At 58.5% G+C, this 25,965-nt stretch carries 25 protein-coding genes; 16 read left to right on the top strand and 9 right to left on the bottom strand.

All coding sequences use genetic code 11. From position 1 onward, the window contains the following. Positions 1-180 precede the first annotated feature (180 nt). From P0G09_RS10965 to P0G09_RS10985, 5 genes are all read left to right on the top strand, one after another. Positions 181-1,110 carry a dihydrodipicolinate synthase family protein gene (locus P0G09_RS10965; protein WP_275252653.1) on the top strand — a complete coding sequence of 310 codons (930 nt, stop codon included), beginning with the start codon at positions 181-183 and terminating at the stop codon, positions 1,108-1,110. A 71-nt stretch (positions 1,111-1,181) separates the two neighbouring features. Next, the gene (locus P0G09_RS10970; protein WP_275252654.1) at positions 1,182-1,643 is read left to right on the top strand and encodes a YhcH/YjgK/YiaL family protein; all 462 of its coding nucleotides are present in this window, start codon (positions 1,182-1,184) and stop codon (positions 1,641-1,643) included. After that, complete coding sequence (locus P0G09_RS10975) at positions 1,636-2,340, top strand: N-acetylmannosamine-6-phosphate 2-epimerase (RefSeq protein ID WP_005934431.1); 705 nt, start codon at positions 1,636-1,638, stop codon at positions 2,338-2,340. Before P0G09_RS10970 ends, P0G09_RS10975 begins: the two co-directional genes overlap by 8 nt. Positions 2,341-2,355: 15 nt before the next feature. Continuing rightward, positions 2,356-3,285 (top strand): ROK family protein, encoded by a 930-nt coding sequence (locus tag P0G09_RS10980; RefSeq protein WP_275252655.1) that lies wholly within the window; start codon positions 2,356-2,358, stop codon positions 3,283-3,285. 30 nt (positions 3,286-3,315) lie between these two features. Further along, a complete protein-coding gene (locus P0G09_RS10985; RefSeq protein WP_156068200.1) occupies positions 3,316-3,954 on the top strand; it encodes a GDSL-type esterase/lipase family protein in 639 nt (212 codons plus the stop codon). A gap of 106 nt (positions 3,955-4,060) precedes the next feature. Here P0G09_RS10985 and P0G09_RS10990 read toward each other — a convergent pair whose 3' ends face one another. From P0G09_RS10990 to P0G09_RS11000, 3 genes are all read right to left on the bottom strand, one after another. After that, the gene (locus tag P0G09_RS10990; RefSeq protein ID WP_275252656.1) at positions 4,061-5,269 is read right to left on the bottom strand and encodes a GNAT family N-acetyltransferase; all 1,209 of its coding nucleotides are present in this window, start codon (positions 5,267-5,269) and stop codon (positions 4,061-4,063) included. A gap of 16 nt (positions 5,270-5,285) precedes the next feature. After that, positions 5,286-6,620 carry an aspartate--tRNA(Asn) ligase gene (gene aspS, locus P0G09_RS10995; RefSeq protein WP_275252657.1) on the bottom strand — a complete coding sequence of 445 codons (1,335 nt, stop codon included), beginning with the start codon at positions 6,618-6,620 and terminating at the stop codon, positions 5,286-5,288. Positions 6,621-6,700: 80 nt separating this feature from the next. Further along, a complete protein-coding gene (locus tag P0G09_RS11000; protein WP_275252658.1) occupies positions 6,701-7,321 on the bottom strand; it encodes a sugar transferase in 621 nt (206 codons plus the stop codon). A gap of 240 nt (positions 7,322-7,561) precedes the next feature. Here P0G09_RS11000 and P0G09_RS11005 point away from each other — a divergent pair, with 240 nt between their 5' ends. Both P0G09_RS11005 and P0G09_RS11010 read left to right on the top strand, forming a co-directional pair. Beyond that, positions 7,562-9,577 (top strand): TIM-barrel domain-containing protein, encoded by a 2,016-nt coding sequence (locus P0G09_RS11005; RefSeq protein WP_275252659.1) that lies wholly within the window; start codon positions 7,562-7,564, stop codon positions 9,575-9,577. 181 nt (positions 9,578-9,758) lie between these two features. After that, a complete protein-coding gene (locus tag P0G09_RS11010; RefSeq protein ID WP_275252660.1) occupies positions 9,759-11,132 on the top strand; it encodes an MATE family efflux transporter in 1,374 nt (457 codons plus the stop codon). Positions 11,133-11,173: 41 nt separating this feature from the next. Here the strand turns inward: P0G09_RS11010 and P0G09_RS11015 are convergent, their stop codons facing one another. Continuing rightward, on the bottom strand, positions 11,174-11,716 hold the full coding sequence (locus P0G09_RS11015; protein ID WP_005934446.1) for a GNAT family N-acetyltransferase: 543 nt from the start codon (positions 11,714-11,716) through the stop codon (positions 11,174-11,176). Positions 11,717-11,903: 187 nt separating this feature from the next. On the opposite strand from P0G09_RS11015, the gene P0G09_RS11020 reads away from it, so the two are divergent. The 3 genes from P0G09_RS11020 to P0G09_RS11030 are packed head-to-tail and all read left to right on the top strand — an operon-like array spanning position 11,904 to position 14,054. Continuing rightward, positions 11,904-12,659 (top strand): GntR family transcriptional regulator, encoded by a 756-nt coding sequence (locus P0G09_RS11020; protein WP_275252662.1) that lies wholly within the window; start codon positions 11,904-11,906, stop codon positions 12,657-12,659. Positions 12,660-12,673: 14 nt separating this feature from the next. Then, a complete protein-coding gene (pyrB, locus tag P0G09_RS11025) occupies positions 12,674-13,615 on the top strand; it encodes an aspartate carbamoyltransferase (protein ID WP_227610621.1) in 942 nt (313 codons plus the stop codon). Between the two features lies 1 nt (position 13,616). Then, the gene (locus P0G09_RS11030) at positions 13,617-14,054 is read left to right on the top strand and encodes an aspartate carbamoyltransferase regulatory subunit (protein ID WP_005934452.1); all 438 of its coding nucleotides are present in this window, start codon (positions 13,617-13,619) and stop codon (positions 14,052-14,054) included. A gap of 479 nt (positions 14,055-14,533) precedes the next feature. Here the strand turns inward: P0G09_RS11030 and P0G09_RS11035 are convergent, their stop codons facing one another. From P0G09_RS11035 to P0G09_RS11045, 3 genes are all read right to left on the bottom strand, one after another. Continuing rightward, positions 14,534-15,823, bottom strand: coding sequence for a sensor histidine kinase (locus tag P0G09_RS11035; protein WP_275252663.1), 1,290 nt, complete (start codon positions 15,821-15,823; stop codon positions 14,534-14,536). Further along, the gene (locus P0G09_RS11040) at positions 15,816-16,541 is read right to left on the bottom strand and encodes a LytTR family DNA-binding domain-containing protein (RefSeq protein ID WP_156065799.1); all 726 of its coding nucleotides are present in this window, start codon (positions 16,539-16,541) and stop codon (positions 15,816-15,818) included. The genes P0G09_RS11035 and P0G09_RS11040 overlap by 8 nt, the downstream gene beginning before the upstream one ends. A gap of 172 nt (positions 16,542-16,713) precedes the next feature. Continuing rightward, complete coding sequence (locus P0G09_RS11045) at positions 16,714-18,084, bottom strand: sodium-dependent transporter (protein ID WP_156065802.1); 1,371 nt, start codon at positions 18,082-18,084, stop codon at positions 16,714-16,716. A 186-nt stretch (positions 18,085-18,270) separates the two neighbouring features. Between P0G09_RS11045 and P0G09_RS11050 the strand changes: the two genes are divergently transcribed. The 5 genes from P0G09_RS11050 (at position 18,271) to P0G09_RS11070 (ending at position 20,899) form a co-directional block, all read left to right on the top strand. Beyond that, positions 18,271-18,816, top strand: coding sequence for a sigma-70 family RNA polymerase sigma factor (locus P0G09_RS11050; protein ID WP_097771212.1), 546 nt, complete (start codon positions 18,271-18,273; stop codon positions 18,814-18,816). Then, complete coding sequence (locus tag P0G09_RS11055; protein WP_275252664.1) at positions 18,806-19,150, top strand: hypothetical protein; 345 nt, start codon at positions 18,806-18,808, stop codon at positions 19,148-19,150. The genes P0G09_RS11050 and P0G09_RS11055 overlap by 11 nt, the downstream gene beginning before the upstream one ends. Then, entirely contained in the window at positions 19,140-19,760 is a 621-nt protein-coding gene (locus P0G09_RS11060) for a hypothetical protein (protein WP_275252665.1), read from the top strand. The genes P0G09_RS11055 and P0G09_RS11060 overlap by 11 nt, the downstream gene beginning before the upstream one ends. Next, positions 19,747-20,388, top strand: a complete 642-nt coding sequence (locus P0G09_RS11065; RefSeq protein ID WP_097771895.1) for a PrsW family glutamic-type intramembrane protease — start codon at positions 19,747-19,749, stop codon at positions 20,386-20,388. Before P0G09_RS11060 ends, P0G09_RS11065 begins: the two co-directional genes overlap by 14 nt. Positions 20,389-20,533: 145 nt before the next feature. Next, on the top strand, positions 20,534-20,899 hold the full coding sequence (locus tag P0G09_RS11070; RefSeq protein WP_143405654.1) for a hypothetical protein: 366 nt from the start codon (positions 20,534-20,536) through the stop codon (positions 20,897-20,899). 140 nt (positions 20,900-21,039) lie between these two features. Here P0G09_RS11070 and P0G09_RS11075 read toward each other — a convergent pair whose 3' ends face one another. After that, positions 21,040-22,647, bottom strand: a complete 1,608-nt coding sequence (locus P0G09_RS11075; protein WP_098922216.1) for an MBL fold metallo-hydrolase — start codon at positions 22,645-22,647, stop codon at positions 21,040-21,042. A gap of 207 nt (positions 22,648-22,854) precedes the next feature. Between P0G09_RS11075 and typA the strand changes: the two genes are divergently transcribed. Continuing rightward, positions 22,855-24,678: a translational GTPase TypA gene (gene typA, locus P0G09_RS11080; RefSeq protein ID WP_097771893.1), complete on the top strand. Its 1,824-nt coding sequence runs from the start codon at positions 22,855-22,857 to the stop codon at positions 24,676-24,678. 79 nt (positions 24,679-24,757) lie between these two features. On the opposite strand, the gene P0G09_RS11085 is transcribed toward typA, so the two are convergent. Continuing rightward, the gene (locus P0G09_RS11085; protein ID WP_275252666.1) at positions 24,758-25,786 is read right to left on the bottom strand and encodes a GDSL-type esterase/lipase family protein; all 1,029 of its coding nucleotides are present in this window, start codon (positions 25,784-25,786) and stop codon (positions 24,758-24,760) included. Between the last annotated feature and the right edge of the window lie 179 nt (positions 25,787-25,965).

Raw genomic sequence — 25,965 nt, forward strand, 5'->3', positions numbered from 1 at the left:
TGATGCAGTTGCCCGGAACAGAAAGCGTTGGAGCTTGATGTTCAGGAAGCAATTTTTGGCGCAGCGGTCTGCAAGACGCAAGGCCCGCACCAAGGGCCGAAGCGGATGCAGGGCACCGCAAGAGGGCGCTGATGCAGTGAACAGAACAAATAAGCATATAGGAGCTTAAGGAGACAAACTATGAAAGATATCACTAAGTACCAGGGCGTTATCCCCGCTTTCTACGCCTGCTACGACGCAGAGGGCAATATTTCCACTGAGGGTGTCAAGGCCCTCACCCGCCACCTGATTGCAAAGGGCGTTAAGGGCGTGTATGTCGGCGGTTCCTCCGGTGAGTGCATCTACCAGCATGTGGACGAGCGCAAGGCCGTGCTGGAGGCAGTGATGAGCGAAGCCAAAGGCAAGCTCACCGTGATCGCTCACGTTGGCTGCAACAACACCGCCGACAGCGTGGAGCTGGCCCGCCATGCCGAGAGCGTGGGTGTGGATGCCATCGCCTCCATCCCCCCTATCTACTTCCACCTGCCCGAGTATGCCATTGCAAAATACTGGAATGACATGTCCGCTGCTGCTCCCAATACCGAATTCGTTATCTACAACATTCCCCAGCTGGCTGGCACCGGCCTGACCATGAGCCTGCTGAAGGAGATGCTCAAGAACCCCAACGTGGTGGCTGTCAAGAACAGCTCCATGCCCACCCAGGACATCCAGATGTTCAAGGATGCCGGTATCGCTGCCCGCGGCGAAGGCAACTTTGTGGTCTTTAACGGCCCCGATGAGCAGTTCGTCTCCGGCCGCGTCATCGGCGCAGACGGCGGCATCGGCGGCACCTACGCCGTGATGCCTGAGCTGTATCTGGCCATGAACGAGCATATCAACAAGGGCGAGGTCAAGGAAGCACAGGCCCTCCAGTATGAGGCCGACCGCATCATCTACAAGATGTGTGAGGCCCACGGCAACCTGTACGCCGTGCAGAAAGAGATCCTGCGCCGGATGTACGGTCTGGAGCTGGGCGGCGTGCGTGAGCCCATGCCCGGCCTGGTCCCCGAGGATGAGGCCATCGTGGCCGAAGCACAGGCCATGATCGAAGCCGCCATCGCAAAACTGTAAGCTGAACAAGCGCCCCCTCTCCGTCTCTTTTCAGAGGGGAGGCGGGCGCTTCTTTTTTGGAGGGAAAGCGTATGATCTGCGATACCCTGGATCAACTGCATCTGTACAAGGGGTTCCACAAAAACCTCGACACGGCCATTGAGTTTCTGGCCGCACACCCGCTGGATACCCTGCCGCTGGGCCGTACCGAAGTGGACGGCGACGAGGTGTTCATCAATGTGATGGATGCCGATCTCAAACCCCACACCGGTTCCCACGCCGAATATCACCGGCTCTACGCCGATCTGCAGATCGACCTGACCGGCGGCGAGGGCTGGGGCTACGAGACCGACCCCGGCACCGAGGTGGAGCCCTACCAGCCGGATATCGGCAAAAAGGACAGCGAGGATGCCGTTTTCGGCGCTCTGGGCGAGGGGCGGTTCGTCCTCTTCTTCCCCGGTGAGCTGCACCGCCCCGGCGTGGAAACGCCCGGCTGCGATCGTGTCCGCAAAGCTGTTGTCAAGATCAAGATGGAGGATAAATATCATGGATAAGGAAAAACTGTTTGCTCAGATCAAGGGCGGGCTGATCGTCTCCTGCCAGGCATTGGAGCACGAGCCCCTGTACACCAAGGAGGGCGGCGTGATGCCCCTGATGGCCAAGGCTGCCGCCATGAGCGGCGCGGTGGGCATCCGCGCCAACACCGTGCGGGACATCACCCAGATCAAGGAGGTCGTGGACCTGCCCGTAATCGGCATCATCAAAAAGGACTACCCCGGCACCCCCATGTACATCACTGTGACCATGAAGGAAGTGGACGAGCTGGTGGCCTGCGGCGTGGATATTCTGGCGGTGCAGGGCACGGGAGCTCTCCGCCCGGACGGTTCCACCTCCGCTGAGTTCATCCGCGCCATCAAGGCAAAGTACCCGGATCAGCTGGTGATGGCCGACTGCGACAACTTTGAGAACGCCATGGCCTGCGCCGAGGCCGGTGCCGACTTTGTGGGCACCACCATGCGCGGCTACACCCCTGAGACCCAGGGCATTGACGACATCGATTTTGATTTCGTCCACAAGCTGGCCACCGAGTGCCCCGCCAAGGTCATTGCCGAGGGCCACATCCACTACCCCGAGCAGGCCGTCAAGGCACTGGAAGCCGGTGCTTTTGCACTGGTGGTGGGCGGTGCCATCACCCGCCCTGCCGAGATCACGGCCCGCTTCACCGGTGCCATCAACGCCATGAACAAGTAAAACGGAGACACTGAGATGAAACAGTATCTTGCGATCGATATCGGCGGCACTGCCGTCAAGCTGGGCATCGTGGATGAGACCGGCGCGGTGGGCCCCAAGGCCGAGGAGAGCGTCAACTTCGACGGCTACCAGACCCCGGTGCTGACCACCGTGCTCAAAGCCGCCAAAGCCTTTGTGGAGACCCAGAACATCGACGTGAACACACTGGAAGGCGTGGGCGTTTCGGCCACCGGCCAGATCGACAGCCGCAAAGGCATCGTAGCCGGTACCTGCGGCAACTTTCCCAACTACATCAACAGCCCCATCCAGGCCGAACTGGAACGGCTCTTCGGCCTACCCGTCACCGTCGCCAACGATGCCAACTGCATGACGCTGGGCGAGGTCTGGGTCGGCGGCGCAAAGGGTTATACCGATGTCATCGGCGTAACCCTGGGCACCGGCGTGGGCGGCGGCATCCTGACCGGCGGCCGCCTTTTGGAGGGTGCCCGCGGACTGGGCGGTGAGCTGGGCCACTACCGCACCCATGCACTGGACGGTGTCCCCTGCACCTGCGGTGCCACCGGCTGCTGGGAGCGCTACGCCGCCACCACGGCTCTGGTACGGGCCGCACAGAAAAAGGACCCGGCCTGGAAAGACGGCCGCGCCATTTTTGCTGCCGCAGAGGCTGGCAACGAAACCGTTCTGGCCCTGCTGGATGCCTGGACGGATGAGATCGCACAGGGCCTTGCAGGCATGGTGCACATCTTCAACCCGCAGCTCATTCTCATCGGCGGCGGCGTGAGCACCCAGCAGAAGCTGCTCATCGAACCCATTGCCGCCAAAGTCAGGGCCTCCGTCATGCCCGCCTTTGCCGAGGGGCTGGAGATCCGCGCCGCCCAGCTGCACAATGATGCCGGTATGGTAGGCGCAGTCTATTACTTCCGCCAGCAGCACGGCGAAGCCTGATCACCTGAACGATCAAAGGAGTGTATTGAGATGAAAACACATATTCTCTGCCTGGGCGATTCCAACACCCACGGTTATTGTGCCGACCCCAAGGACAACGCCGACGGCGGCATCCGCTTCAACGAGGACGAGCGCTGGACCTGCCGTCTGCAGACTGCTCTGGGCGACAAGTATCTGGTAACCGAAGAGGGCCTTTCTGGCCGCACCACCGTTTTTGTAGACCCCATCCACGAGTCCATGGATGCTCTGAGCGTGGCCTATCCCCTGCTCAAGAGCCATGAAGTCATCGACCTGCTCATCATCATGCTGGGCACCAACGATGTGAAAGAGCGCTTCAACGCAAACGCCGCCTGCATTGGCGCTGGCATGGAGCGCCTGATCCAGAAGTGCAAGACCGTGGATTGCTGGGGCGGCAAGGAACCCAACATTCTTGTGGTCGCTCCTCCGCGCATTAAGGAGGGCTTCCACGATGAGGTCATGGGCGACGGCTGTGTAGAGAAGTCCAAGGGCGTTGCCGGCTGGTACAAGATCATTGCAGAGCGTAACAACGTCCATTTCCTGGACGCTGAAGGCTGCGAGTTCAACCAGATCGACTTCATGCATCTGACCCGTAAGGGCCATGCACAGCTGGCCGAAAAGCTGGCCGAGCTGGTGCCGACGCTGCTCTGAGTCAAAAAGAACAACCCTCTCCGTCATTGCCTCGCAATGCCGCCTCACCCTTTCGGGGGAAGCAGGCAAAGCAAAAGGCTTTGACGGAGAGGGTTGTTTTCTTTTGTCAGATGTAATCCGAAATATACGGAATCTTATGGAAGAGCACGTCATCCAGCCGTTCCACAGCCTCTTCCCTGCCCTCGATGCGCTCCAGCTCATACAGACGCTCTGCGGTCTTGTAGCCCAGCAGCAGGGTGGTAAAGGTGCCGATGCCCATTTTCAGGTGATACTCGGCGGGTTCACGGGTCATGGTGCAGTGCCCATCTGCAAAGCGAACGTTGAACGTCCGGTCGTTCCATGGCAGAAGCGGGTCCTCGATCTCCAGCTCGATGCACAGGGTGCCGCCGTCCGGGTCACAGGGGTAATCGGCGAGGAAATCCTCCACGTCGATGATGCGTCCCATGGCATAGGGGCGGATGCTTTCCTTGATGTCGCCATCGTCCATCTCAAAGGCGATGGGTTCGCTGAAATAGGTACTGCCGTGCACTTCATCGATCATGGAATCATGGGCATGGATATACTCCCACAGGCCCTTCTGGGCCTCGCGGTTGAGGTAGACCATCTCCTTGATGTGCATGATGTCGTTTTTGATGAGGTAGACCATGTAGCCGCAGGGCTTATCCTTGACGTTGTAGTAGACCGCAACATTGGTATCGTCCTCATCCCAGCGCCAGTATTCCTCCCAGGCCAGACTGTTGCGGAACAGACAGCCATGGGTGATGGACGCAAAGTGGGAGTGCAGCTCATGGAACTCGGTATTATCCCAGCTGACACGCCGGACATAGCCGGGGGCCTTGACCTTGGTGGGGATCTGCCGGTCCTTGATGTTGAACGAGATCTTGTTGGAAACGATCTCCCAGCCCAGATGATGGTACAGCGGAATGCTGTACGGGTAGAGCAGGGCGAAGGATTTGCCCTCTTCGTGCATCTGGGTCAGGCCCTTGATCATCAGGTGCTTCATAATGCCCTGCCCGGTGTACTCCGGGTAGGTGCAGACACTGGTGACAAAGCCCACATGGTAGACCGTATCATAGATGTTCATTTTCAGCGGATAGACGGCAAACTGGGACACCAGCGTGTCTCCATCAAAGCAGCCCAGTACATCGGCACGTTCCAGCACCGGGAACTTGGACTGCTTGATTTCATCGTCCTTCCAGCCTGTGGCAGTCAGCTCTTCTTCCGTGACCTGAAAGGTGTAGCGGAGCAGTGCGTTGTACTGATCCAGATCCTTCGCTTCCAGATAACGGGTCAGATAATGGTCCGCGGCGTTCATACGAACACCCCCGTCCTTACGGGGTCAGACGGTTGGGGCCGCGGAACAGGAACTCCGCGTCCTTGATGCTCTCGCCCACCAGCAGCATGGTCAGGCGGTCGATGCCCAGACCGAAGCCGCCGTGCGGGGGGCAGCCATACTGGAAGAACTCCAGATAGAACTTGACATCCTCAGCCAGACCCTTTTCCTCAGCCTGCTTCTTCAGCACCTCATAGCGGTGCTCGCGCTGGGCACCGGTGGTGATCTCCACACCGCGCCAGATCAGGTCGTAGCCCTGAGGCACGCCGTTCTCGTCGCGCATGTGGTAGAAAGCGCGCTTCTCAGCATCGTAATCCGTGACGAAGAGAAACTCGTGGTTATAGTGCTTCTTCACCCAGTCGTAGCTCAGGCGCTCGGCCTCGGTGGTCAGGTCACCCTTCTCGGAATCGTCCACCACATAGCCGAAGTCCTCTTCCAGACCCTTGTACAGGTCAGCCAGCTTGACCACGGGGAACGGGGTCTCGGGCACAATGACTTCCTTGCCGAACAGCTCCTGGATCTGATCGCCGTATGCGTCCTTCACAGCCTGCAGGCCAGCCTTGAGCAGCTGCTCCTCCATGGCCATGACATCCTTGTAAGAGGTGATGTAGCTGAACTCCAGATCGAAGCCAGAGAACTCCGTGGCGTGCTTGTTGGTATAGCTCTTCTCGGCGCGGAACACAGGGCCGGTCTCAAAGATGCGCTCAAAGCCTGCAGCCATTGCCATCTGCTTGTAGAACTGGGGGCTCTGTGCCAGATAGGCATTGCGGTCGAAGTAATCCACCTTGAACACCTCAGAGCCGCTCTCACTGGCAGCAGCGATCAGCTTGGGGGTGTGGATCTCGATGAAGTTCTGGTCCAGCAGGAACTTGCGCATGGCGTTGACCATGCAGCTCTGGGCCTTGAACATCAGCTGGTTCTCGTCGGTGCGCAGATCGACCCAGCGGTAATCAATGCGCTGGTCGATGCTGGAACGCTCCACCGCCTTTTTCTTCTTGGTGGCGGCAATGGCCTTGCGGGCAATGGGCAGTGCATCCGCAATGCTCTCCACCTCGATGGCCACGGGGATCATCTCGATGCCGCCCATCTTGACGTAGTCGTTCTCGACCACCTTACCGGTGACAGTGATGACAGAATCAGGGGTCAGCTGATCGATGGTGTCCACCAGATCAGGATGATCCTCTTTTTCAACCGTGATCTGCAGCTTGCCGGTGATATCCTTCAGTACGATAAAGGCCATATACTTGCTGTTGCGCAGGTTTTCAATAAAGCCCTGTACCTTGATCGTATTGCCAATTTCCTTTTGTACCTCGTTGATGTAGGTGCGATTCATGGAAATCCTCCTTTGATGTCTTATACCATTTTATTATACGCTTTTCAGGGGATAAATCAAGTATTCTGCCCGGGCCGGTCTTACTTCTTGTGGTTTTCCTCTTCGTGCAAAGTGCCGGTGCCGCCCTCGACCACACCGTCGTGGTCGAGCACCGCCCTGATGGTGCCAAAGAAGCACTTTACGTCCATGCCAAAGCTCAGGTGCTCCACATAGTAGCCGTCCAGCCGGGCCTTGTCCACGATCTCCAGCTCATCCCGCCCATGGATCTGAGCCCAGCCGGTCAGGCCGGGGCGGACATCGTTGGCACCGTACTTGTCCCGCTCGGCCAGCAGGTCATACTGGTTCCACAGCGCCGGGCGCGGGCCGATGACTGCCATATCGCCCACAAAGATGTTCCAGAGCTGGGGCAGCTCGTCCAGACTGGTCTTGCGCAGGAAGTGCCCCACCCGGGTGATATACTGATCCGGGTCCTTGAGCATGTGGGTGGGCATATCGTGGGGGGTGTCGATGCGCATGGTGCGGAACTTGAGGATATTGAAATGCTGTTTGTGGATGCCCACCCGCTTCTGCCTGAAAAAAATCGGTCCCAGGGAATCGATCTTGATGGCAAGGCAGAGGATGAGCAGCAGCGGTGAGAGCACGATCATGCCGCAGAGGGACAGAATGACCGCCAGCAGCCGCTTGATGCCGTTTCGATACATGGAAGATCCTCCCTTTTCAGAGTACCTTTTATTATAGCAAGCCCTTCGACAGTTTGCAATCCATTCCGTGCAGTTTCACGCCTGAAGGGCTTCGGCAGGCGCAGCAGAAGTATTGGCTGTTGCGCAGGCCACAAAGCGCCTGTTTTGTTGCATTATTTATCCTGTTTTCTCTCTTGTTCCGGAACGATTTCTGCCGTATCATTACAGTAACAACTCTATCTGAAACAGGAGGACTTTTCTGTGATCCAGCGTTTTTCTTTCGGGCATCCCTTCCCCACCCAGAGCGTTGTGCTGTCTCTTCCCGCGGAAAGCGGCCCCGTCCCCTTTCTGACTCCCGACGACAGCGGCTGGCAGCTCACCCTCAGTGAGCAGGCTGCGGTCTACGGTCTGGGCGAAATGCCCCGCGGCATCAACAAGCGCGGCTGGCACTACATCACCAACAACACCGACGAATCCCGCCACAGCGAGGACAAGCTTTCCTTCTATGGTGCGCACAATTTCCTGCTGGTGCGGGACGGCAGCACCTGCTTTGGCCTGTTCGTGGATTTCCCGGGCAAGGTGTATTACGACATCGGCTATACCCGCCACGATCTATTCTCTTTCCACACCGAGACCCCTGACTATGATCTGTATCTCCTCTCCGGCGGGAACGAGAATGCGATCTGCAAGGAGTTCCGCACCCTCATCGGCCGCAGCTACATCCCGCCCCGGTGGGCATTCGGTCTGGCACAGAGCCGCTGGGGCTACAAGACCGAGGAGGACGTGCGGGAGGTTGCACGCCAGTACAAGGAGCACGACCTGCCGCTGGATATGATCTGCATGGACATTGACTACATGCAGGACTATGCCGATTTTACCGTAAATAAGGAACGTTTTCCTGATCTTGCAAAGCTCTCCGCCGACCTGAAAGCGCAGGGCATCCGGCTGGTGCCCATCATCGATGCCGGCGTACGCATCGACCCCAACGACCCCACCTGCACCGAAGGGCTGGAAAAGGGATACTTCTGCAAAAAGGCCGATGGAACCCCCTTTGTGGCGGCAGTCTGGCCCGGCAAGGCCTACTTTGCCGACTTCCTGCGCCCTGAGGTGCGGGAGTGGTTCGGTCACAAATACAAGGCCCTGACCGACTGCGGCATCGAGGGCTTTTGGAACGATATGAATGAGCCCTCCCTCTTCTACTCACCCGAGCGGCTGCGCGCTTTTCTGAACGACATGGCCGCCCTGCGGGAGAAGGACAACATTGAGCAGGAGGAGTTCTTCCTGCGCGTGGTGGGCGGTGCCATGGGACTGATGAACAGCCCGGCAGACTACGCCAGCTTCTACCATGAGGTGGACGGCCAGAAGGTGCGCCACGATCAGGTCCACAACCTCTACGGCGGCAGCATGACCCGCGCCGCTGGCGAAGCCTTTGCCGACCTGCGCCCGGGCCAGCGCACCCTGCTTTACAGCCGCTCCAGCTTCATTGGCAGCCACCGCTACGGCGGCATCTGGCTGGGCGACAACAATTCCAGCTGGGCCCAGCTGCTGGCCAACATCCAGATGATGCCCAGTGTCCAGATGTGCGGTTTCCTGTACAGCGGTGCCGACCTCTGCGGCTTCTCCTCCGATACCACGCCGGATCTTGCCCTGCGCTGGCTTGAGTTCGGTCTGCTCACCCCGCTGATGCGCAACCACTCCGCAGTTGGCACCCGGATGCAGGAATACTACCGCTTCCCCGAGGTGCTGCCCGCTGTGCGTAATATGATCCGTCTGCGCTACGCCCTGCTGCCCTACCTGTACAGCGAATTTATGAAGGCTGCGCTGGAAAACACCAGCTACTTCCGGCCGTTGGCCTTCGACTACCCGGATGACCCTGATGCCCGGGAGGTGGAAGATCAGCTTCTGCTGGGCGAGGGCCTGATGGCCGCTCCCGTCTATGTCCAGAATGCCCACGGGCGGCATGTCTACCTTCCCGAACCCATGAAGCTCCTGCGCCTGCGGGCCGTGGACGACTACGACGAAGAGATCCTGCCCGCCGGACACCACTATATCCGCTGTGCGCTGGACGAAATGCTGCTGTTCCTCCGTCCGGGTCACATCGTTCCCGTAGCACAGCCCGCCAACAACACCTCTGAGCTGGATGATGCCAGCCTGACCCTGTGGAGCTTCCTGCCTGACGGCGAATCTGCTGAGTACCGGATGTACCGGGATGACGGCGTGACAACAGAATATGAGAAGAAAGAGCACTGGAAAACGCTGCAGATCCATCATTCCTGATCGAAGTGTCCCGGAAAGGCAGGATCTCCCCTGCGCAGCATCTTGTATTTTACAGAAAACTGTATTATAATATAGGTGTTATTTACAATTTGCGTTGTGCCGCAAAACGGCACGGCGCATTTTTTACGCTTCGATTTTGGTGCAAGAGTATGAGAGAAGTTTCAAAGGAGGCGGAGCTTTCATGGCACAAATGTCCCAGGCCGGTGATCTGACCAGCGGCCCGATGCTGAAAAAGATCATCCTGTTTTCCCTGCCGCTGGCGGCATCCAGCTTTTTGCAGCTGCTGTTCAATGCTGCCGATGTGGTCGTGGTGGGCCGGTTCGTCGGCAGCGCCGCGCTGGCAGCAGTTGGTTCCAACGGTGCGCTCATCAACCTGCTGGTCAACCTGTTTGTCGGCCTTGCGCTGGGTGCAAACGTTGTGGCTGCCCGCTGCTATGGCGCAAAGGATGACCAGGGCGTGCACGAAGCGGTGCAGACCGCTGTTACCCTGAGCCTTGTGGGCGGCGTACTGATGGCTTTTGTGGGCTTTTTTGCAGCCCACGGCCTGCTGGAACTGATGTCCAGCCCCGAGGATGTCATTGACCTTGCCACCCTTTACCTGAAGATCTACTTCATCGGAATGCCGATGACCATGCTGTACAACTTCAACGCCTCCCTGCTGCGTGCCGTGGGCGACACCCGCCGCCCGCTGGTCTGTCTGGCGGTGGCAGGTGTCATCAATGTGGTGCTGAACCTGCTGTTCGTCATCGTGTTCCAGATGAGCGTGGCGGGTGTTGCGCTGGCCACCATCCTCAGCCAGACGGTATCCGCCATTATGGTCACGGTGCTGCTGGTCAAGGAAGAGGGTGCCATGCACCTTGACCTGCGGCATCTGGGCTTCCACAAGAAAGCCCTGCTGCAGATCATCCAGATCGGCCTGCCCGCCGGTCTGCAGAGCACCGTGTTCAGCCTGTCCAACGTGGTGATCCAGTCGGCTATCAATTCCTTTGGCTCCACGGTCGTGGCCGGAAACTCTGCCGCATCCAACCTCGAGGGCTTCATCTACACCGGCATGAATGCCTTTGCGCAGGCGGCCGTGACCTTTACCAGCCAGAACGTGGGTGCCCGCCGGTACGACAACCTCGACCGCGTCATGCGCAACTGCCTGCTCTGCGTCACTGTGGTGGGCCTGTTCCTGGGCTGCGGCGCTTACTTTGGCGGCGAGGTCCTGCTGCACTTCTACTCCACGGATGAAGCCGTGGTGACCGCCGGCCTGTCCCGGATGCAGATCATCTGCACTGCCTACTTCCTGTGCGGCATAATGGACACTCTGGCCAGCTGCCTGCGCGGCCGCGGCTACTCGGTGATCCCCATGATCGTCAGTCTGGTGGGCAGCTGCCTGCTCCGTCTGGTCTGGATCGCGACCATCTTCCGGATGTTCCGCTCCACCGGCACGCTGTACATCAGCTATCCCATCAGCTGGGCTCTGACCGCAGGGGTGCATCTCATCTGCCTGCTGGTCGTGCGCAAAAAGATGAACGATCAGCTGAAGGAAGAGAGCCGCCTGGTCGCATAACAAAAAATGCTCTCCTGTGCTCAGCAGGAGGGCATTTTTGTTTACAGCATCTTCTTTAACAGATATCGGTCATACCCGCCGTACATCTCACGGCGGTCGGCAATGACAAAACCGCAGGCAAGGGCATTGTTCAGGCTGTATTGATTCTCCGGGCTGACGGTGGCCCCGATGCCCACGATGCCGGGCCGGACAAGTGGCAGCGCCGCTTCCAGCAGCTTCCGCTGCAGGCCGTTGCCCCGCCAGTCCGGGTGGACCACTGCGCTGTCCGCATTGGCCCAGTGCTCCCACTCCTCCCGGGGCACCCCCAGGAAGGCCGCATAGTTGTGTGCGCTCCGGCCGCAGTAGCGCAGGATAAAGTACGCCCCCAGCCGTTCGCCGTCGTATGCCCCGATGCACAGGTCCTCCCTCAGGTAGGCCGTGATATTCTCCAATGTGTCCGGCACAAACTGCTCCGGGTGAGGCATGGCGGCCCGCACTTCGTTCTGCAAAGCAAAGAATGCGGCGGCATCCGCAGGGCCGCACCGGCGCAGGCGAATGGGAAGCTGTGCAGACCGGCCACACACTTTTTGCAGTATCAGTTCCATTTTGTGAACCCTCCAAAAATAAAATCATACTTTCTGCTGGATTCCAGTATAATTACCATTCAAAATAAAGTCAAATCATGCTATAATGAAAGTAAGAAAATCTGTCCGGCGCAGCTTTTGGGATGCAGGGCAGGTTTTCCCAAGTCCAGGCGGGCACTGCCCCGCCCGCGAACCGGAGGAACAGCCCATGAAAGAATCCAGCTCTTCGTCATCCATCCGCCTGGGCGGTGCGGTCATCAGTGACCGTGTCGTCGCGGCGCTTCTGGAAGAACTGCGCACCGGCCGCTACGCCGATGCCGACCGCCTGCCCGCCGAGGTCGATCTGGCCGCGGAACTCGGTGTCAGCCGTACCGTGATCCGGGACGCGCTGAGCGAGATGGAGCGCGCCGGTTACATCGAGCGCGTGCGCGGCATTGGCACGGTGGTCAACCGCACCGTGCTCGGCCTGCGCAGCCGCCTTGACCAGAAGCTGGAATATTACCCGCTGATCCGCAGCTTTGGCAGCTACCCCCACGCCGATGGCATCCAGATCTATCCCATCCGCGCCGGGGCCGAGCTTGCCCGGGATCTTGCCATTGCACCGGGGGACGAGGTCATCTGCATCAAAAAACGCATCCTGGCCGACACCACCCCGGTCATCTACTCCATCGATTATCTGCCCCGCGCCCTCTTTGGCAGCCGGGATTACACCCGCATCGACCTGAGCGGCGGCGTGTTCGATATCCTGGAGCAGGAATGCAACCAGCAGATCTCCTCGAATGTGGCCCACCTCAAGGCCAGCTGCGGCGACGAGACCATCCGGGCTGCCATGCGTCTTGCTCCCGGCGAGGCCATGCTGCTGCTGGATGAGATCTGCTTCAACCGTCTGTGCCACCCGGTCATGCGCTCACTGAGTTATTACACAAATTTCTTCGATTTTTCCATTCTTCGAAAATTACTTTGACGGAGGTAAAATTCATGCGCCATCTCATTGATCCCTTGGATTTCAGCCAGGAGGAGATCACTTCCCTGCTGGATCTGGCCGACCGCATCCGCTCCGATCCTGCCGCTTACCAGGACGTTGCGGCTCACAAAAAGCTTGCCACCTTGTTCTATGAGCCGTCCACCCGCACCCGCCTTTCCTTTGAGGCGGCCATGCTGAACCTGGGCGGCCATGTACTGGGCTTCCCGAGCGAAACCGTCTGCAGCGCTTCCAAGGGAGAAAGCGTTGCAGATACCATCCGTGTGGTCTCCTGCTATGCCGATATCGTGGCAATGCGCCATCCCAAAGAGGGCGCACCGTTCCGCGCTTCCCGCTACTCCCGCATCCCGGTCATCAATGCCGGTGACGGCGGCCACCAGCACCCCACCCAGACCATGACCGATCTGATGACCATCCGCACCCGGATGGGTCGGCTGGATAATCTGACCATCGGCCTGTGCGGCGATCTGAAGTTCGGCCGCACCGTCCATTCTCTCATCAAGACCATGGCACGCTGCAAGAACATCCGTTTTGTGCTCATCAGCCCCGAGGAGCTGCGGGTGCCCGACTATATCATCAAGGACGTGCTGGAAGCCAACGGCATCGAGTACCGTGAGACCCGGAGCCTGGAGGAATCCATGCCCGAGCTGGATATCCTGTACATGACCCGTGTGCAAAAGGAGCGCTTCTTCAACGAGGAGGATTACATCCGCCTGAAGAACAGCTACATCCTGACCAGCGAAAAGATGGCCCTTGCCAAGCCTGAAATGGCAGTGCTGCATCCCCTGCCCCGCGTGAACGAGATCGCACTGGATGTGGACAACGACCCCCGTGCTGCCTACTTTGAGCAGGTGCAGAACGGCGTATACATCCGCATGGCACTGATCATGACGCTGCTGGGTCTTGCCGACCCCAAGGCACCGAAGGAGGGCAACTGATATGCTGAATATTGACGAGATCCAGAACGGCATTGTGATCGACCACATCAAGGCAGGCACCGCTGTGGGCCTGATGGAGCTGCTGGGCATCACCGGCAACAAGACCGCCAACGTGGCACTGATCCAGAATGCGCGCTCCCACAAGGCCGACTGCGGCCGCAAGGACATCATCAAGGTCGAGGGGGATGCCTCCTGGCTGAACCTGGACGTGCTGGCCTACCTTGACCCTGACATCAGCGTGACCGTGATCGAAAACGGCAAGGCTGTGCGCAAGGAAAAGCCGAAGCCCCCCAAGCGTCTGGTGAACATTGTGCGGTGCCGCAATCCCCGCTGCATCTCCTCCATTGAAGAGGAATGCGACCAGATCTTTGAGATGAGCTCCAACGGCAAATACCGCTGCATCTACTGTGAGCAGGAGCTGCAGGTGAAGCCGGAATAATCGGTACAAAAGCAAAAGGCAGTGCGTCCCACGCGGCGCACTGCCTTTTTTTGTTTGTTACACGAAATCCTCCCGCATCGGAGTGAAGATATCCAGCAGGATGCCCGCTTCCGTGCAGGTGCAACCATGCTCCACACCGTCCTCCTTCCGGCCTGATCTCAAACAAAAAAGCCCGACAAAGCTCCCTCCGGCAGCACCGCCCGGCATCCCATTCCCACATACGGTGCCGTGCAGGTGCAGTGCATTCAGAAGGTCTCTATCTGCAGCAATCCCCCAAGATCGCCATTCAGAGCTTCGTCAGACTTTTTATTCGTAAAGACGTTCCGGCCCACGCACACACGCCTGCGTTCCCGGATGTTCCTTCCTCTGTCGGCCGCAAACCATACAGCGGGGAGGCGCTCCTGCCTTTAACTTGGTTTCATTGTAGCAGATTCCGATGAAACTTTCACCCCAAATGTCATATTCTGCAGGGTTTCATGTCATAATTTGCGGAGCGGGATGGTGCAGGTAAAGCGGAACCAGCACTCCCGGCAGCTGATGGTATATTCGCCGCCGTATTTTTTCAGCACATCCCGCACGTTCCACAGCCCGAAGCCGTGGCCCGCCCCTTTCTGAGAGATGCGGGGCAGCTGACCGTCCACGAGGTTCAGGTCCTTTTTCACCCGGTTGCGGACAGAGAGCACCACCTCGTCCTCGCTCTTCCGCATCCGCACATAGACCTCCGGCGGATCATCCTGCGCGGCGGCCTCAATGGCATTGTTGAGCAGGTTGGAGAGCACGATCACAAGATCCGTCTGGCCCATGGGCATATCCCGCAGATCGGGCAGATCAAAATAGACCATGACCCCTTTTCGGCTGGCTTCCTCGTACTTTTTGCTGAGCAAGGCATCTAATAAGGGGTTGTGGGTGTTCATAATGGTGGTATTCGCCGCAATGGTCTTTGTGAGCGTGGAGAGGTAGGCCTTTGCGCCCTCGTAATCGCCCTGCTGAAGCAGCAGAGCCAGTGCCTCGGTGTGGTTGGTGAACTCATGGGTCAGCCGCCGCTGGGTCTTGTAGGATTCCAGAAGAGCTTCTGCGCTCTTCTTCTGGCGCACAGCCTCCACCATCAGTGTCTGCTGCTGCAGCATCTGGTCGTTGACCATCTGCACGATCCCCAGATGGATCAGCACTGCTATGGTCAGACCAAAGGTCAACATCATGTTCATCATGCTGGGCACTTCACTGCCGCCGGATACCATCAGCACGATGTTCAGCACCACAACGATGCCAGGAAAGAAGGACATGACCAGCATCTGCAGCGGGGTCAACGCCTGCTCCCTCCGCCAGCGCCGGATAATGTAGGCTGCAAGCAGGCCAGCCCCCACAACAGCAGCTACCAGCAGGAACAGACAGCTGCGGTAGCGCCAGACCTCCCGGACGGGAATGTGCTTACACCAGGCAAAGGTGTAGCTGACTGTATTTTCCGTCAGCAGGCACATAATGCCGTTGACAAGGCAGGCCGAGAGCTTCTGGTTCCAGCTTCCGCCGAAAAAGAGCACCGTGACCAACAGGTAGATGACGTTCAATATCACAGATCCGATATTGAAAAAACCAATGTCATGCCGGATCGAAGCCGCCAGAAATACTGCTGCCAGCAGGGCTGCCCACAGGCAGGGGAAGCGGAATCTCCTGCCGCGGCCCAGAAATGCATGGTCCACCATGATAAAGGCCGCCCACTGGCCAACGCAGACCAGATGCCCCATCAGAAACCAGAGCATTTCCTTAGTCATCCCCAAACTGCCCCTTCCATTCCAGATAGGTGCTGCGGATCTCAGCATAGCCGTTCCGGCTCACGCCCAGCTTGACCCCATTGCGCAGAGTGACCATATAGCTGCTGATCTGCCGGATGTACTTCATATTGACCACCGCGCTCCGCCCCACCCGCAGAAAGCCGTTCTCAAACAGGGCCTGCGGCAGCTCATTCAGCTTGCCATAGTAGGAGCACAGGGGCTGGTGAGCCACATCTCCGTAAACGTTGATCTTGCGCAGGTCGCTTTCGAGGTAGTAGATGCTGTCGTAGGGCAGCTCAGTCTCGGTGCGGTTCTGCCGGATGGTCAGGGTCTTGGGAGCCCGGTGATCCTGCTCGTGCAGAATGGCATCCAGACAGCGGGGCAGCTGGCAGTCCAGGTCGCGCTTGAGGATATAGCGGAACGCATTCACGGTGTAGCCCTCTGGGGCAAATTCCAGATAGGCCGACACATACACCAGGCAGATCTCCGGGCTGCACTGGCGCAGCTGCTTTCCCAGTGAGATGCCGTTCATGGTGTCCAGATCCACATCCAGCAGCGCCACCTGATACAGATCAAGGTCCCGCCGGGCCAGTGTCTCTTCCCCGCTGTGGCAGACAGTGCATTCCACCTGCAAGCCCCGCCGCGCAAAGAAATCCCGGACGAGCGTTTCCACGCGGGCAGCAAATATCGCATCATCATCACAGATCAAAATGTGCATTGTGTCCTCCAACAAAAACGCCCTCTCCGCCAGTGCTTCGCACTGCCACCTCTCCCAAAGGGCGAGGCAATTGCTGCTCTGACTTCAGGCTGTGCAAGTTGTTTGCCCATCAGATGCGTTGCTCTCCTTGGGGAGCTGGCGAGCGAATGCGAGACTGAGAGGGTTTATTTCCTTATGCAAAGAACTTGTCGTAGATGCCAAAGGCGAAGATGAACAGCACGATCACGGGCAGACCGTAGGTCAGGTAACCGCGCATCCAATCGTGGATCTTCAGCCCCTTGCCGGTGTTGACTTCCTTCTTATAGTTGTCCCAGCCCCAGCCATAGCGGGAAACGCAGAACAGCAGGTAGACCAGGCTGCCCAGCGGCAGGAACAGGTTGCTGACAAGGAAATCCTCAAAGTCCAGCACTGCACCACCAAACACGGCAAAGCCATCCCAGGCCCAGAGGTTATACCCCAGCACGCAGGGCATGGACAGCAGGATGATGAGGAACAGGTTGACCAGACTGGACTTTTTACGGGTGCAGCCGGTCAGCTCCATGCCGCAGCAGATGATGTTCTCGAACACCGCCAGCACGGTGGACAGGGCCGCAAAGGCCATGAACAGAAAGAACAGGCTGCCCCACAACCTGCCCAGCGCCATGTTGGCAAAAATATTGGGCAGGGTGATGAAGATCAGGCTGGGACCTGCGGTCTGATCCACACCAAAGGTAAAGCAGGCCGGGAAGATGATGAGGCCGGCCGTAATGGCCACAAAGGTATCCAGCACCACCACACGGACGCTCTCGCCCAGCAGGGAGTGTTCCTTGCCGATGTAGCTGCCAAAAATGGACATGGCACCGATGCCCAGGCTCAGGGTGAAAAAGGCCTGATTCATCGCACCCACCAGGGTGTTGACGATGCCAACCTCCTTCATGCGGCCAAAGTCAGGCACCAGGAAGAAGGAAAGGCCCTCCTTTGCGCCATCCATGAAGAGGCTGTTCACGGCCAGAATGACCATGATGAGGAGCAGGGCGATCATCATGCCCTTGGTCACACGCTCCAGACCATTCTGCAGGCCCTTGGCGCAGACCAGAATGCTCAGAACGACCACGAACACCATCCAGAAGGTCATAATGCCGGGGCTTGCCAGCATCTCGGTGAACTTGCCCGCCACCTCGTCTGCGTTCAAGCCGGAGAGCTTTCCAGCGGCGGTCATATAGAAATAGTGCAGCATCCAGCCTGCAACGGTGGTGTAGAACATCATCAGCAGGTAACAGCCGATCAGGGTAAAATAGCCGTGGATATGCCACTTCTGACCCGGCTTTTCCAGCACCTGATAGGCGCGCACCGGGCTTTTGCGGCTGGCACGGCCCACAGCAAATTCCATGGTCATAATGGGCAGACCCAGAATGACCAGGAACAGCAGGTAAAACAGTACGAAGGCTCCGCCGCCGCCCTGACCTGCCATATAAGGAAATTTCCACACGTTGCCAATGCCGATGGCACAGCCTGCCGACAGCAGGATGAAGCCCAGCCGCGATTTCAGCGTTTCACGTTCCATAATAAATTTGTCCCCTCCAATAATTTCAGCCGCCCGCCTTCCGCGCGAAAAACAGGCGAAATCAGTTTATTATATCACAAATTGGAAGAGAATGGAGTGCTTTTTCGTATTTTCCCTTGCAAATTTCTTTCATCTTATATAAAATAGACAAGATGAAATGTGTACAACACGGAAAGGAACAACCGGATGGTCTCAGACGAAACAGCCTACCGGAAGTATCTGGCCGGAGACGAAGCTGCCGCTCAGCTGTTGGTGGAGCGGTATGGCGACGCGCTGACCCTTTACATCAACGGCGTGCTGGGCGATATCCACGAGGCAGAGGATCTGATGATCGAAGCCTTTGCCCATATTTTTGCAAGAGAGCGGCCCATTCAGGATGGCTGCTTCAAGGCTTACCTCTATAAAACCGGGCGCAATCTCGCATTGCGCTGCAAGACCCGGCGGCGGTTTTTTCTGCCGCTGGAGGAACTGCCTTTTGAACTGCCGGACGAGGCACTGGCCGAGACTGGATCGCTCCAGAACGAACAGCACCAGCAGCTGTACGCCGCACTGGGCAAGCTCAAAAAGGAATACCGGGAGACACTTTTTCTGGTCTATTTTGAAGAACTGAGCTACCGGCAGGCCGCACAGGTACTGGGACGCACCGAGCAGCAGGTAACGAACCTTGTGTACCGGGGCAAGCAGCAGCTGAAACAACTTTTGGAACAGGAGGGATATCAGTATGAAAACTGATGCCGAACGGATGGCGCTGATCCGCCAGCGCACGGCCCAGCTGCAGCGTCAGGCGCGCGCACGGCAGATGCTGCTGATCGATGCAGGCTGTATGGCGGCCTGTCTGGCGCTGGTGGTCTGCCTGGGCCTTGCCATGCCCGACTGGGCAGGCACATCGGTCGCGCTGCATGTTTCCCCCACCGGCACCGCCGGGATGCTGAGTGAGCGCGGAGCCGACGGTTATATCCTGGTGGGCGTACTCTCGTTCCTGCTGGGCTCCTGTGTGACCATCCTGCTCTACCGCCTGCGCCGCAGCAGTGAAAAGAAGCACACGAGGGACGACGATGAGCTTTGAGATCATTGACAACACCTTTCAGGTGATCGTGCTGGCTGCGATGGCGCTCCTCGCCTTTATCCTCGCCTTCCGGCGCAGCAGCCGCTCCTGCCTGATCCTGGCGTTCGGCTACGCCAGCTTTATGATGGGCACTTTGTACTACCTGCTCCATCTGATCATTCTGGGCCATGGGCCGCAGGTGTTTTATGTGGCCGAATGCTCCTGGATGGCCTCGTATTTCTTTTTTCTCTCGCTGGAGATCCTCTATTGGGAGGGCCTGCGCCCGCCGTTCTCCCCTTTTGCGCTGGCGGCCGGGGTGGTCATTGCCGGAGTTGTCATGCGGGTGCAGGTGTTTGGCCCTTCGCCGCTGATGTCCGGTGCGCTGGCGCTCACCTTTGGCGCGCTGGCCTACCTCTGTTTTTCGGCCCTGCAAAAGGAAAAACGGCTCCGGCCTTATGAGATCGCACTCTTGTTTGAAATGTCCTTGCAGATCCTTCTGTTCGTTGCCTCCGAGTTCATCCGTGATTACACCCGGTTCAGCCTTTACTATGCTGTGGACATCCTGTTGACCCTCACGCTGGTCAGCTTCCTGCCCCATATCCTGCGGGAGGAGCCCCATGACCTACATTGAAAACATCTTTTTGTGCCTGGCGCTTCCCATGCTGCTCTCCCTGCTGTTCACATCGGGCAGCCCCCGGCGCTTTACCCTGTTCGTGGTGCTGGGCATGGCCACCTGCCTGCTTTCGGCTTATGTCAGCAGCTTTTTCATGGGGCGGCACCAGTGCAGTGCCGTGACCACCGCCATAGAGATCGCACCTGTCTGCGAGGAGATCCTGAAGCTGCTGCCTCTGCTGCTCTACTTTTTGATCTTTGAGCCGGATTCCCACAAACTGACTCCTGCGGCCATTGGCATTGCAGTGGGCTTTGCTACCTTTGAAAACGTCTGCTACCTGACCGAAAACGGTGCAGGAAGTTTTGTTTTCCTGCTCATCCGCGGCATGTCCGCCGGGGCCCTGCATCTGGTCTGCGGCATCCTGACCGGTCTGGCACTGGCCTATGTGTTCCGCCGTCCGTGGCTCACCTGCACCGGCACGGTGGGGATTCTGGGGGTCTGCATGGTGCTGCACGGCATCTACAATCTGCTGATCACCGCCGACGGCTTCTGGCAGATGGTCGGGTACTTCTTTCCTTCTGCCATCATCGTCACCCTGTTTGCGGCAAGGCTGCTCCACAGGGGCAGGCACACTGTTTTTCGCTGACCGTTTCCCGCTCTTTTCCGGAGCGGGAAATTTTTTTGAACTTTTTTCAAATTTGGGTGAAAGGAATCGGCGCGAACTGTATTATAGGAGATAGAGAGGACGGAAAGCAGCCGCTCTGATGATCTCTCAAAAGGAGGGACTGTCCATGACCCAGAAGGCGAGTGTTCGTATGGAGGAAATTCGCCGCCGCACACGCAGGCTTCGTCAAAGGCGGGCACATCGAATCAACTGCGCTCTCTCCGCAGTTTGTCTGTTTTTGACAGTCGGCATTGCGTCCCTGCTGTATCAGGAGCATGTTCCGGGTCTTTCCATCGTTCTGGCCGGGTACGGCTCGGTGCTGCTGCACAGCGGCGCTGATGCCTATATCGTGGTCAGCGTCGGCTCCTTTGTCACCGGCGTTGTATTCACGCTGCTCGGCATCCGGTACAGGCAGTACAAAGCACTGCACCGCCCCTTCTCCCCGGATGCTGCAGACAAGGCTTCCTCCCAAAGCCTCTCTGACGACCAGTAGCGCCCTCCATGCTCTTCTCCCACACACTTTTCTCCATACCCCGAAAAGGCTCTGCCGTTTCTCCCGGCAGAGCCTTTTCCCTTTCAACCAAAAACAGCACGCCGAAACCGAACGGCGTGCTGTTTTTTCTGGTTCTATGGTTATCTGTCCCACTTGTCGCACAAGGCGTTGATCTGGTCGGCAAACTTGGCAAGGTCCTTGTTGGCCCCGCCCTCGTTGTGCTCGATGACGCGGAGCAGCCGCTTGCCGGCGCTGACCAGCCGCTGGAACACCGTTGCGGCGCGGGACGCGCCCTCACTGGGCTTGTGCTCCAGCCGGACACGGGAGCCTTCCTGCAGGCAGACCGCACCCTCAGCCCCAATGGCCCACTGCTCCCCATTGTAAGGGGCACAGGCAGTAAAGCCCTGCTCGGTCAGGGTCTGGGCAAAGATGTTCTCCACCTCGTCCTCGCCATGGATGACAAACACCCGCTTGGGTTTGGGGCTGAACGCGTTCACCCAGGCCAGCAGACCCTCACGGTCGGCATGGCCAGAAAGGCCCGTCAGCTGACAGATCTCTGCCTGCACATCGATGGTCTCACCAAACAGCTTGACATTGACGGCACCATCGATCAGGGTGCGGCCCAGCGTTCCCACGGCCTGATAGCCCACAAAAAGGATCGTGCACTCCGGCCGCCACAGATTGTGCTTGAGGTGGTGGCGGATGCGGCCTGCCTCGCACATGCCGCTGGCCGAGATGATGACCTTGGGCACCCGGTCTGCGTTGATCATCCGGGACTCATCGCTGGTCACGCTGACCTGCAGGCCCGGGAACTGGATGGGGTCGATGCCCTGGGCCAGCAGCGCCCGGGTATCCTCGTCAAAGCAGTCGGGGTCGGTATCTTTGAAGATGCGGGTCGCCTCAATGGCAAGGGGGCTGTCGATGTAGACCGGGAAATTGCCGTGGCCGGTGACCAGACCCTCTTTTTTGATCTCACGGATAAAGTAGAGCAGCTCCTGGGTACGGCCCACCGCAAAGCTGGGGATGACCACATTGCCGCCCCGGTCAAAGGTGCGCTGCAGGATCCTGCTCAGCTCCCCCACATAGTCCGGCCGGGGACCGTGGCTGCGGTCGCCATACGTAGACTCCATAAACACATAGTCCGCGTCCCGGATCGTTGTCGGGTCCTTGATGATGGGCTGATGCTGGTTGCCGATGTCTCCGGAAAAGACCAGCTTGGTGGTGGTGCCGCTCTCAGTGACCCAGATCTCGATGCTGGACGAACCCAGCAGATGACCCACATCGATGAAGCGGATCACAAGGCCCGGGGCCAGTTCGATCTTAGTGTTATACTCCATGCCCCGGAACAGCTGCATGGCCGCCTCGGCATCCTGCACGGTGTACATCGGCTCCACCGGCTCGGCACCGGCACGCTTCGCCTTGCGGTTCTTCCACTCAGCTTCAAACTCCTGAATGTGGGCAGAGTCCCGCAGCATGATGCTGCACAGCTGAGCCGTGGGCTTGGTGGCATAGATCCTGCCCCGGAAGCCGTTGCGCACCAGCAGCGGCAGCTGGCCTGTGTGGTCGATATGCGCATGGGTCACCAGCACGCCGTCAATTTCACCCGGTGCCACAGGAAAGGGCTGGTTTTCGTAGACATCCTTCCCCTGCTCCATGCCGCAGTCGATGAGGTAGCGCTGCCCAGCTGCTTCCAGCAGGGTGCAGCTGCCCGTGACCTCGTGGTTGGCTCCCAAAAATGTGAGCTTCATAGATACACCTCCCAGTTCGGTTTTGCACCCTTAGTATAGCATAACTCGCCGCGTCCATCTGCCCAAATCGTGTAAAGAGTTATCGGGCAAAGCGCTGAAATTTTGAAAAAGTTTTTATACAATCTTGACAAACCACCCCCAACTGAGATAAACTTTATTCGTATGACGTAACTTCTACAGAGATTCAAAATAGAGAGGTAGTTATTTATGGTTCGTAACGATTTGCGCAACGTCGCCATTATCGCTCACGTTGACCACGGCAAGACCACGCTGGTGGATGCCATGCTGCGTCAGAGCGGCGCTTTCCGCGACAATCAGGTCGTGGCAGAGCGTGTCATGGACAGCGGCGATATCGAGCGTGAGCGCGGTATCACCATTCTGGCCAAGAACTGCTCCTGCACCTACAAGGGTGTCAAGATCAACATCGTTGATACCCCGGGCCACGCCGACTTTGGCGGCGAGGTCGAGCGCGTGCTGAAGATGGTCAACGGCGTGCTGCTGCTGGTGGACGCTGCTGAGGGCTGCATGCCCCAGACCCGTTTTGTTCTGCAGAAGGCTCTGCAGCAGAACCTGAGCCTGGTGGTTGCCATCAACAAGATCGACCGCCCCGATGCCCGCATCAAGGAAGTCATCGATGAGGTGCTTTACCTACTGATGGATCTGGGCGCTTCCGATGAGCAGCTGGAATGCCCCATCCTGTTCTGCTGCGGCCGTCAGGGCACCGCAAGCCTGGACCCCGATGTGCCCGGCACCGACCTGATCCCCCTGTTCGACACCCTGCTGGACACCATCCAGCCTCCTCAGGGCGATCCCGAGGCTCCCTTCCAGATGCTGGTCTCCTCTGTTGACTACAACGAGTTCGTTGGCCGCATCGGCATTGGCCGCATCCAGAACGGCGTTGCCAAGGTCGGCGAGGAAGTGGTCGTTTGCGATTGGCACAACCCCGACCTGAAGATGCGCGGCCGCCTGACCAAGCTGTACGATTTCCAGGCCAATGGCCGCCAGCCCTGCGACAACATTACCGCAGGCGATATCGTTGCATTCTCCGGCCTGCCCGATGTCACCATCGGCAACACGCTGTGTGCTCCCTCTCAGGTTGAGCCGCTGCCCTTCGTGAAGATCAACGACCCCACCGTGGAGATGACCTTCTCCGTCAACGACAGCCCCCTGGCCGGCCGTGAGGGCAAGTACGTCACCAGCCGCCAGATCCGTGACCGCCTGCAGAAAGAGCTGCTGAAGGACGTTGCTCTGAAGGTGGAGGATTCTCCCACCACCGATTCCTTCCGCGTCATGGGCCGTGGTGAGATGCACCTGTCCATCCTGATCGAGACCATGCGCCGTGAAGGCTACGAGCTGCAGGTTTCTCCCCCGCACGTTCTGACCAAGGTCATCGACGGCAAGACCTACGAGCCCATGGAGCACGTTGTCATCGACGTTCCCACCCAGTATCAGGGTGCTGTGATGACCGGTCTGGGCCAGCGCAAAGCCGTCCTGCAGCAGATGGAGTCTCTGGGCACTGACCGTGTCCGCCTGGAGTTCCGGATGCCCAGCCGCGGCCTGTTCGGCTACCGCAACCAGTTCCTGACCGATACCCACGGCGAAGGCATCCTCAACCAGATCTTTGATGGCTACGATGTCTGGGCCGGTATGATTGCCAACCGTTCCACCGGTTCTCTGGTCAGCTTTGAGACCGGCGATGCCGTTACCTACGGCCTGTACAACGCGCAGCAGCGCGGCACCCTGCTGGTGGGCGCTGGCGAAAAGGTCTACGAGGGCATGGTCATCGGCTACACCGCTTCCGGCGAGGATGTGGATGTCAACGTCTGCAAGACCAAGCACCTGACCAATACCCGTGCTTCCGGTTCCGATGACGCTCTGCGCCTGATCCCCGTCAGCAAGCTGAGCCTGGAGGGCTGCCTGGAGTTCCTGGCACAGGATGAGCTGCTGGAGGTCACCCCTGAGAATCTGCGCATCCGCAAGCAGATCCTGAATCACGACCAGCGCATGAAGGCAAAGAGCAAGCTGAAGTAAGCTGCTTCCCTTCCCGATCAACATAAAAAACGGCATCGCAGACCGATCGGTCTGCGATGCCGTTTTTGCGTTTCGCTCTTTATTCAGCGCTGTATGCGCTGCCCATAGTCCAGGAGTTGGAAGCCGAATACTTTGCGTGGTTGCGCAGGTAGGTGACCCAGGCACCATAGCCGTTTCCGGCCGAGAAGTGGACTCCATCCGGAGCCGCCAGCATCTCTTTCAGATTCCCGTTCTCATCGGCAAAGGTCTCCCACAGGTCAAGGTAGACACAGCCCTTGTCTGCAGCCAGCTTTGCCAGCTGCTCGTTCACCGAGCGCAGGACATCAGACGCAAGACCGGGCTTTTCCGCAGCGGCCTGGGGCCGCACCGGCGGGATGGACTGGACATAGATGACGCAGCCGGGCAGGGCTTGCCTGAGCTGATCCAGCATCTGGCCATAGTAGGCCAGAAAGCGGTCTGCCGCCCCCAGCGTGGTCAGCGTGTTAGTGCCCAGCAGGATATAGAGCTTTTTCGGCTGGGCCGCTGTCAGCACATCCATTGCCACCTCTGAGCCGCGCACGCTGCTCTTGACCGCGCTGCGGTTCACGATGGCATCGGGGCCCACACCGGTATAGCCGCAGATGAGCGCCCCGCCCAGGTTGATGTTGTAATCGGAGAAGCCCACGGTCAGGCTGTCGCCCAGCAGGGCCGCATCCGAAAAGTAACTCAGATCCACCTGCCCACAGCTGGGCTGACGGATCACGCTGCTGTCATACGCCTTGACCTGATAGGCCCCCGCTGCCTGCCGGGCGGGGCCGAACTGTTCCAGCGTGACAACCGCCGCATCGTCGGCTCCACTGCCTTCCCCTGCGGTACCGCCGGCGCTGTCTGCCGCAGAGGCTCCCGTATCTCCCTGCATGGGCAGCGGAGCTAGGATATTGGCCGCTGTGCCCGCCGCCGGGCTTTGCTGGACCTCCTCGCTCTGCTTTTCGCCATTTTCCAGAATGGCCGTGATGGCCAGCGACAGCAGCAGGATCGCTGCAATGACCCCCGCCAGCCGCAGGCCGGTGCCTGCCTTGCTGCGCCGTCTCCGGCCATGGGTGGAATGATATTCGTGTGAGATCCCCATTCTCTTTCCCGCCTTTCCCTGTTTTCTTTTCTCTATCATTACGGTCAGTATCCCCGAAAAATTGCAAAGTTTGCATTCTGCACTTCGACCGACCCTGTGTTTTTGTAGGATACGCCAAATATTGTATCATAATTTTTTTGCCCGTGCAACCAATCAGGTCTTGCATACAACAGAGAAAT

The sequence above is a fragment of the Faecalibacterium sp. DFI.5.82 genome (assembly GCF_029076575.1).
GTDB lineage: Bacteria > Bacillota > Clostridia > Oscillospirales > Ruminococcaceae > Faecalibacterium > Faecalibacterium duncaniae.

What these genes read in the sequence shown, in the direction of transcription:
- P0G09_RS10965 (WP_275252653.1), top strand. Translation starts at nt 181, where the DNA reads ATGAAAGATATCACTAAGTACCAGGGCGTTATCCCCGCTTTCTACGCC.
- P0G09_RS10970 (WP_275252654.1), top strand. Translation starts at nt 1,182, where the DNA reads ATGATCTGCGATACCCTGGATCAACTGCATCTGTACAAGGGGTTCCAC.
- P0G09_RS10975 (WP_005934431.1), top strand. Translation starts at nt 1,636, where the DNA reads ATGGATAAGGAAAAACTGTTTGCTCAGATCAAGGGCGGGCTGATCGTC.
- P0G09_RS10980 (WP_275252655.1), top strand. Translation starts at nt 2,356, where the DNA reads ATGAAACAGTATCTTGCGATCGATATCGGCGGCACTGCCGTCAAGCTG.
- P0G09_RS10985 (WP_156068200.1), top strand. Translation starts at nt 3,316, where the DNA reads ATGAAAACACATATTCTCTGCCTGGGCGATTCCAACACCCACGGTTAT.
- P0G09_RS10990 (WP_275252656.1), bottom strand. Translation starts at nt 5,269, where the DNA reads ATGAACGCCGCGGACCATTATCTGACCCGTTATCTGGAAGCGAAGGAT.
- aspS (WP_275252657.1), bottom strand. Translation starts at nt 6,620, where the DNA reads ATGAATCGCACCTACATCAACGAGGTACAAAAGGAAATTGGCAATACG.
- P0G09_RS11000 (WP_275252658.1), bottom strand. Translation starts at nt 7,321, where the DNA reads ATGTATCGAAACGGCATCAAGCGGCTGCTGGCGGTCATTCTGTCCCTC.
- P0G09_RS11010 (WP_275252660.1), top strand. Translation starts at nt 9,759, where the DNA reads ATGGCACAAATGTCCCAGGCCGGTGATCTGACCAGCGGCCCGATGCTG.
- P0G09_RS11015 (WP_005934446.1), bottom strand. Translation starts at nt 11,716, where the DNA reads ATGGAACTGATACTGCAAAAAGTGTGTGGCCGGTCTGCACAGCTTCCC.
- P0G09_RS11020 (WP_275252662.1), top strand. Translation starts at nt 11,904, where the DNA reads ATGAAAGAATCCAGCTCTTCGTCATCCATCCGCCTGGGCGGTGCGGTC.
- pyrB (WP_227610621.1), top strand. Translation starts at nt 12,674, where the DNA reads ATGCGCCATCTCATTGATCCCTTGGATTTCAGCCAGGAGGAGATCACT.
- P0G09_RS11030 (WP_005934452.1), top strand. Translation starts at nt 13,617, where the DNA reads ATGCTGAATATTGACGAGATCCAGAACGGCATTGTGATCGACCACATC.
- P0G09_RS11035 (WP_275252663.1), bottom strand. Translation starts at nt 15,823, where the DNA reads ATGACTAAGGAAATGCTCTGGTTTCTGATGGGGCATCTGGTCTGCGTT.
- P0G09_RS11040 (WP_156065799.1), bottom strand. Translation starts at nt 16,541, where the DNA reads ATGCACATTTTGATCTGTGATGATGATGCGATATTTGCTGCCCGCGTG.
- P0G09_RS11045 (WP_156065802.1), bottom strand. Translation starts at nt 18,084, where the DNA reads ATGGAACGTGAAACGCTGAAATCGCGGCTGGGCTTCATCCTGCTGTCG.
- P0G09_RS11050 (WP_097771212.1), top strand. Translation starts at nt 18,271, where the DNA reads ATGGTCTCAGACGAAACAGCCTACCGGAAGTATCTGGCCGGAGACGAA.
- P0G09_RS11055 (WP_275252664.1), top strand. Translation starts at nt 18,806, where the DNA reads ATGAAAACTGATGCCGAACGGATGGCGCTGATCCGCCAGCGCACGGCC.
- P0G09_RS11060 (WP_275252665.1), top strand. Translation starts at nt 19,140, where the DNA reads ATGAGCTTTGAGATCATTGACAACACCTTTCAGGTGATCGTGCTGGCT.
- P0G09_RS11065 (WP_097771895.1), top strand. Translation starts at nt 19,747, where the DNA reads ATGACCTACATTGAAAACATCTTTTTGTGCCTGGCGCTTCCCATGCTG.
- P0G09_RS11070 (WP_143405654.1), top strand. Translation starts at nt 20,534, where the DNA reads ATGACCCAGAAGGCGAGTGTTCGTATGGAGGAAATTCGCCGCCGCACA.
- P0G09_RS11075 (WP_098922216.1), bottom strand. Translation starts at nt 22,647, where the DNA reads ATGAAGCTCACATTTTTGGGAGCCAACCACGAGGTCACGGGCAGCTGC.
- typA (WP_097771893.1), top strand. Translation starts at nt 22,855, where the DNA reads ATGGTTCGTAACGATTTGCGCAACGTCGCCATTATCGCTCACGTTGAC.
- P0G09_RS11085 (WP_275252666.1), bottom strand. Translation starts at nt 25,786, where the DNA reads ATGGGGATCTCACACGAATATCATTCCACCCATGGCCGGAGACGGCGC.